The 6,220-nt window shown below is 47.1% G+C and carries 7 protein-coding genes; 6 read left to right on the top strand and 1 reads right to left on the bottom strand.

The features are described from left to right. Positions 1 to 218: 218 nt before the first annotated feature. The 5 genes from hisB (at position 219) to OXH39_01380 (ending at position 4,279) form a co-directional block, all read left to right on the top strand. The gene (gene hisB, locus OXH39_01400) at positions 219 to 806 is read left to right on the top strand and encodes an imidazoleglycerol-phosphate dehydratase HisB (protein ID MCY3549086.1); all 588 of its coding nucleotides are present in this window, start codon (positions 219 to 221) and stop codon (positions 804 to 806) included. A gap of 190 nt (positions 807 to 996) precedes the next feature. Further along, a complete protein-coding gene (locus tag OXH39_01395; protein MCY3549085.1) occupies positions 997 to 2,280 on the top strand; it encodes a glucose-1-phosphate adenylyltransferase in 1,284 nt (427 codons plus the stop codon). An 87-nt stretch (positions 2,281 to 2,367) separates the two neighbouring features. Beyond that, positions 2,368 to 3,153: a LamG domain-containing protein gene (locus tag OXH39_01390; protein ID MCY3549084.1), complete on the top strand. Its 786-nt coding sequence runs from the start codon at positions 2,368 to 2,370 to the stop codon at positions 3,151 to 3,153. A gap of 32 nt (positions 3,154 to 3,185) precedes the next feature. After that, positions 3,186 to 3,464 (top strand): hypothetical protein, encoded by a 279-nt coding sequence (locus OXH39_01385; GenBank protein MCY3549083.1) that lies wholly within the window; start codon positions 3,186 to 3,188, stop codon positions 3,462 to 3,464. After that, positions 3,461 to 4,279, top strand: coding sequence for a phytanoyl-CoA dioxygenase family protein (locus tag OXH39_01380; protein MCY3549082.1), 819 nt, complete (start codon positions 3,461 to 3,463; stop codon positions 4,277 to 4,279). The genes OXH39_01385 and OXH39_01380 overlap by 4 nt, the downstream gene beginning before the upstream one ends. An 82-nt stretch (positions 4,280 to 4,361) precedes the next feature. Here OXH39_01380 and OXH39_01375 read toward each other — a convergent pair whose 3' ends face one another. Next, the gene (locus OXH39_01375; GenBank protein MCY3549081.1) at positions 4,362 to 5,204 is read right to left on the bottom strand and encodes a hypothetical protein; all 843 of its coding nucleotides are present in this window, start codon (positions 5,202 to 5,204) and stop codon (positions 4,362 to 4,364) included. Positions 5,205 to 5,633: 429 nt separating this feature from the next. On the opposite strand from OXH39_01375, the gene OXH39_01370 reads away from it, so the two are divergent. Continuing rightward, complete coding sequence (locus tag OXH39_01370; GenBank protein ID MCY3549080.1) at positions 5,634 to 6,164, top strand: hypothetical protein; 531 nt, start codon at positions 5,634 to 5,636, stop codon at positions 6,162 to 6,164. Positions 6,165 to 6,220: the final 56 nt, after the last annotated feature.

Below are 6,220 nucleotides of genomic sequence, written 5' to 3'. Positions count from 1 at the left end.
TCATAAAACCGCTCCGGCTCGTCTAAACAAAGTGCGAAATCCGATAATTTCTTAAAACTAATGTTTTCGCGTTGCTGCAAACCATTTTTAATTGTATAATTAAGAGTACGCAAGTAGAAAGCGAATATACGGGAAGGAACGTGAGATCCTTGGGAAAATCCGCAGAAATACCCAAGCAAAAACACCAACCTGACCGAACCGCAAGGGACAATTAAAACATGGACAGAACAGCAGAAATTAACCGCGAAACAGCAGAAACCCGTATCCGACTCCGCCTCGACCTTGACGGGACTGGAACCTCTGATATCAATACCGGGGTCGGATTCTTAGATCACATGTTAGAACTCTTTGCCAAACACGGTTTCTTTGATTTAGCGGTCGAAGCGAAAGGCGATTTACATGTGGACGCACACCATACCACCGAAGATGTCGGTATCTGTTTAGGACAAGCCCTCCAAAAAGCAGTACTCGACAAAGCAGGGATGCGCCGGTTCGGCAGTTTCAGCGTCCCAATGTATGAATCCCTCGCTAAGGTTGACTTGGATGTCTGCGGACGCCCCTATCTCCACTTTGAAACACCACTTCATTACGGAAAAGTCGGCGATTTTGATAGCGAACTTGCAGAAGAATTTTTTCACGGGTTTGTCAACCATAGCGGAACAACTTTACACATCAACGTCCCTTACGGCACAAATCAACATCATATCATTGAAGCCATCTTTAAGGCAGTGGCGAAAGCATTGCATGTTGCTACACGCCTTGATGAACACATTACCGGTGTCCTATCCACCAAAGGAAGTTTATAGTTACCAGTTGTCAGTTTTAACCATCAACTCGTGCTTTAACATTTATAACGGAGTCGAGTTGATGGTTAAGGTTAAGAGAAGTTCCTGTAACAATTCACGTACGCTTGGCGCTCGCCGGACGCAGGTGATTTTGCCAAACAGTCTCTTAACTGAAAACTAAGAACCGATAACTATTAAAAGGAGCACGTTTATGAGTAACGGAAACGTTATTGCAGTTATTCTTGGAGGCGGCCGCGGCACCCGCTTATTTCCGTTGACACGCGACCGAGCGAAGCCGAGTGTCCCAATCGCAGGCAAATTTCGACTCGTGGACATACCGATTAGCAATTGCCTACATTCAGGACTGGAGAAAATCTATGTCTTGACCCAGTTCAACTCCGTCTCCTTGAATCGACATATTGCACAGACATACCGCTTTGATACATACCGCCGCGGATTCGTCCAAATCCTCGCAGCGCAACAGACGCTGATGGGCGAAGAGTGGTATCAAGGAACAGCGGATGCCATCAAGCACAATGAACCGTACATTCTGAATCCACGGTTCAAAGACGACTATGTTCTAATTCTTGCCGGTGACCACCTCTATCGGATGGATTACCGAAAAATGCTGCAGGTTCACACCGAATCTAATGCAGCTATCACTGTGTCTGTCATTCCGGTAAAAAAAGAAGACACCAGTGGACTCGGCATTCTCCAAGCAGATGCAAACGGACGGATCGTCGATTTCGTTGAAAAGCCACAAACAGAGGAGGAACTTCAGCGACTACGCGTTGACCCCGAAGTTTTCACCTCGCGGGGCATCGAACCGCACGGAAGGGAATACATCGCCTCAATGGGAATTTATATCTTTAACCGCGAAGTCCTCCAAGAAGTACTTCAAGATGACGCAAACGTAGACTTCGGCAAGGATATTATCCCAAAAAGTATTCAGACGCGTCCGGTCTCCGCATACTTTTTCGATGGCTATTGGGAGGATATTGGGACGATACGTTCTTTCTATTCAGCAAATATCGCACTCACTGATACCGCCCCGGCGTTCAATTTCTACGATGAACAGGCACCCATTTATACCAACCGGCGACATCTACCGAGCACAAAAGTCAATAGCAGTAGTGTTCGCTCCTCCATCCTTGCTGAAGGGTCTATTATTGATGATTCCGAGATTGATAGGACAATCGTCGGTATCCGAAGTGTTATCTCCAACGGCAGTCGAATTTACCAGTCTGTACTCATGGGAGCGGACTACTATGAATCAGGGACGGAGAGCAAACGAGCAGGCATACCTAACATCGGCATAGGTCAAAAGTGCCTGATTCAGAATGCAATCATTGACAAAAATGCGCGTATCGGTGATAATTCGGTACTTGTCAACCGAGAGGGAATTGATAATTACGATGGTAAGAACTACTACATTCGCGACGGGATCGTTATTGTGCCAAAGGATGCAACGATACTTCCCGATACCGTCGTCTAAGGTTATTTACCGCCTCACCGTTGCTGGCGAGGATTGTATCCTCGCCGTTGCGTTGGTGTATAAGTAATATAACACGGAGAATTTCTTATGTGCAGAGTACTAACATTTTTGGTCTTGAGTCTTTTCGCGCTAACACATTTTATGGCAACGCATGTCATGGCATTGGATACGGACGGCCTTGTCGGTGTATGGCTGCTGGATGAAGGCAAAGGGGAAGCCGTTAAGGATTCCTCCGGGAACGGATTGGACGGAAAAATCGCACAAGGCAAACCGAAATGGGTTAAAGGCAAATTTGATGGCGCAATGGAATTCGGAGGGTCGGATATGGTGACGGTCGATGATGATGACGCTCTCGACTTAGAAGAATTCACAATTGCCGCATGGATAAATATCCCAAAAGTCTCTGGCGCGTGGCAAATCATCGCTTCCAAAGAAAACCGCAATCCGACCGGTAGAAACTACGGACTCTTCGGGCATATTAACACCGGGGTTATCCATTACTCTTTCACAACGAACTCCGGATGGAAATCCTTTGATGCCAAAACCGTGGCAACGGATGGGGAATGGCATCATGTGGCAGGCACTTATGACGGTTCTGACTTCAAATTCTATCTTGATGGCGGCATCGATGCACAAGTGTCGCCAGGCACAAAACCCGACAACCACGATAATTTTCTTTTTATTGGTGGGTGCAACATTGGTAACTACTGGATGACCGGCACTATTGACGAGGTCGTGCTTTATGACAGAGCCCTCAGCGAAAAGGAAATCAGCGAGTTAATAGCGGATGGGATGTTGGTTACGTTAGACGTTCAACCCGGCGGGAAACTGGTGACAACTTGGAGCCAAATTAAAGCACAAGCGACTCGGTAGATACCAACAGATAAGGAGAATACACTCACACTATGTCTGAATTAAGACAACAATTGCTTGTACTCCATCTGCACACACCTGACTTAAATAGCGGTGTTGTCGCTTGGGCAATGTACGATGGTACAGGTGAAAAACGGTATACGACAGGTGACAGCGAGGCACCGCCCTATAGCTCGGTTGTGGAAGCTATGCGAGACGGTTGGCGGGTGATTCAGTTTCCACAGCAATTTCCTGCCTATCCAGGCATGGAATATCATACCTCATATCTCAGGTTTGAATATATCCTTGAGAAATTGGAGGAAATCCAATGATTGACAAAAAGTATTTGCTCAATACGGAACAGATGGCGAACTTCGTTGCGGACGGTTACCTTCGCTTCGATGAATTGATCCCTCGCGAATTAAATGAAGCCGCACATGTGGAAATGGAAGAAGGGATTATTGTGCGGGGGCGCGGCGGCACAGTTTTAGACGAAGTCTGGGATGATGACTCCGCAGTCGGCAAAGTCTTCCGACTTCCAGAAGTACAGGGTATTATCCACAGTCTGGTCGGTGAAAACCCACTCTACGATCATCATGCCGTTCATATCGTGCGTCCCCAAAATGAGATAGGACAAATTTGGCATGCCGATGCGATAATTGACTTGCGGATGCATTTCGACATCCAATTCTTCTATTTTTCGCACGACACGCCGCGCGAAATGGGGGGAACGATGATTCTGCCGGGGAGCCATTATCGCCGCGTCTGTGAGACAGACATCGCGCGTTATCAAAACTTCCTTGGGCAGCTACCCATTGCTTGTAAGGCAGGGACGCTTTTTGTTGTACATCACGGGATGTGGCACTGTGCACAACCAAATCTGACGGATCAGACACGCTATATGTTCAAACTCCGCCTCAATCCGACAGTCCGGCAGTGTCAACTCTGGAACACGGACGATATGGACACAGCGGGGGTCCACGGTGCTTTGGGCAGGAACCACAGATGGTATGGGAACGATGTACGGCTTGAGATCGTCAACCGCATCAAGCAGTGGCGTTTCCTTATCGGTGATGATTCGTTTGATATCGGATACTGGCTCTCTCGACTCGAGAACATGCCAGAGAATACCCAAGAAGCAGCATAGTTATTCGGTTAAAACAAAAAGGCGCGGTTTCAAATCGCGCCTTCTTATTTCCGTCCACATAAATCTTGGAGTAACCAAGCACCTATCTATCGCGTCCACGTCCTCGTCTGTTTTCACCGCGTCGCCTACGGAACTGCTCCATCATCTCTCGTCGTTCCTCTCCTGAAGCTTCCTTCATTTTTTCCATCATTTCCTGTCTCCATTTCTGTTGATTAGCAGCCTGCTCTTTCATCTCCATTTCCCTGCGCTTTGCGGCATCCATCTGATTGCCTCGGTTTCGCCCATCATTACCTGCTTTTTCGGAATCGCCTTCGCTGCGTCCACCTTCTCTACCGCCCTCACGTCCCCGACTCGTTGTCAGAAACTGTACGGGCCCCTCTTTCAGTGTGACTGGCTTTCCGGCTTTGTCCAAGATTACCTGTTCAGCTTGGATGTCCTTTACCGTCATATCACCGAGTTTTGTGCCTATCCTCACAAAGTGGTATCGGTTGGATCTCTTTTCAAGGAGTGTCGCCTGTGATATTCTGCCGTTTGCGTCAACAGCCGTCCCGACTAAACTGTATGCGGGTTCGTTGTTTGGTGGGGTCCACCCCAGAGGTCGAAAGAGATTGTTGTCAATAATTGTTTTGTAAAACGTCTCGTTCTCTCCGAAGTCTACTTCCGCTCTACCACGGTTTTGCCGTCCCCAGGCTCTATTGCGTTGTGGCGCGGCTTGTTCCTTCGCTTTAGCCATTGCCTCCATTTTGGCGGCATTCATCTCTTCCATTTTAGCAGCGTTCATTTCCGGTTTTGTACCGATAAACTCCGCTTTTGTTTTATCTTGCGCGTAGAGCAGTATCCCAAAACCGAGGAAGAGGCATACAACGCAACCGATTCCAAGTTTTGTAATGAGACCTGCCCGGTTATTAACACTTTTTAATTTCATTTGCTTTTCCCCCGTTGTTTCCATTTTTGAGGTACACTTCTTAAACGCACCACTTCATAAGAAGCACATTTATAGATCATGCATGAGCATCCATTTGCAAGTAAGACAATCTCTATTGTAAAAAGGTTCACGTTAATTTTACTCCATAATTTGCCGAATGTCAATAGAAATCGTTGTTACGGCGGAACCAGTCGGTTTTTCCCCTGTTTTATGGTGAAAGCGGACATCTTGTAGGGGCACCCCTTGTGGGTGCTGTTTTATGGTGAAAGCGGACATCTTGTAGGGGCACCCCTTGTGGGTGCCCGTAAACTGAATGCCGCTGGCGGTATAACAAAAAGCGTTGACTTCCAGCAAAAGATAAGGTAAACTTTATAGAAACAGAATCGTTACGAAAATAGAATCTTTTTTCGTCAGAGGAACAGACTCAACATGAAACGTTATAATCCCGTTCAAAAATACATTGCATTTGCGTGCAGTTGTGTCTTCATCTTCATCCTAACGACGCAGCATGCGGACGCTGCACGTCGCTCACGTGTGTTATCAATAGCACTCTTTGCCTCCGGTATGGGTCTCCAATTTGGGGGAAATTTTCTCAACGCCTCCGCCCAAGATCGTTATGATGCCTACCTCAACGCCGCAATCCAAGCAGACATCCAAGCACACAAGGATGCCTACCTCGCGAGAAAAAATGCCAGCACTATCGTGTCGCGCGTTGGTTTTGGATGTATAGGGCTTGCCGTGCTTCTCTCAATTTATAGCCAGTTGAATACACCAGAATCTGTGGATGAATCGGTCTCTTCAGTTTATGACTTACCAATCCTACCAACACGCCTCAGCAGTTTCGCAAATCATCTCTCTGGTAATACAAATTTGCTACTTCCACATACCTCGTTCCAGTTGCGTCCACACTATGATTTTCAAACACGGCGCGCGAGTCTAAGTCTTCTACGATCTTTTTAAGATTGGATTTTCGCCCCGTCTGAAGAACGTTGGTTATGGTAAGTCTTTTTAAGGAG

Source organism: Candidatus Poribacteria bacterium, assembly GCA_026702755.1.
Classification (GTDB): Bacteria; Poribacteria; WGA-4E; order WGA-4E; family WGA-3G; genus WGA-3G.
This window is presented reverse-complemented; position numbering and strand designations above follow the sequence as displayed.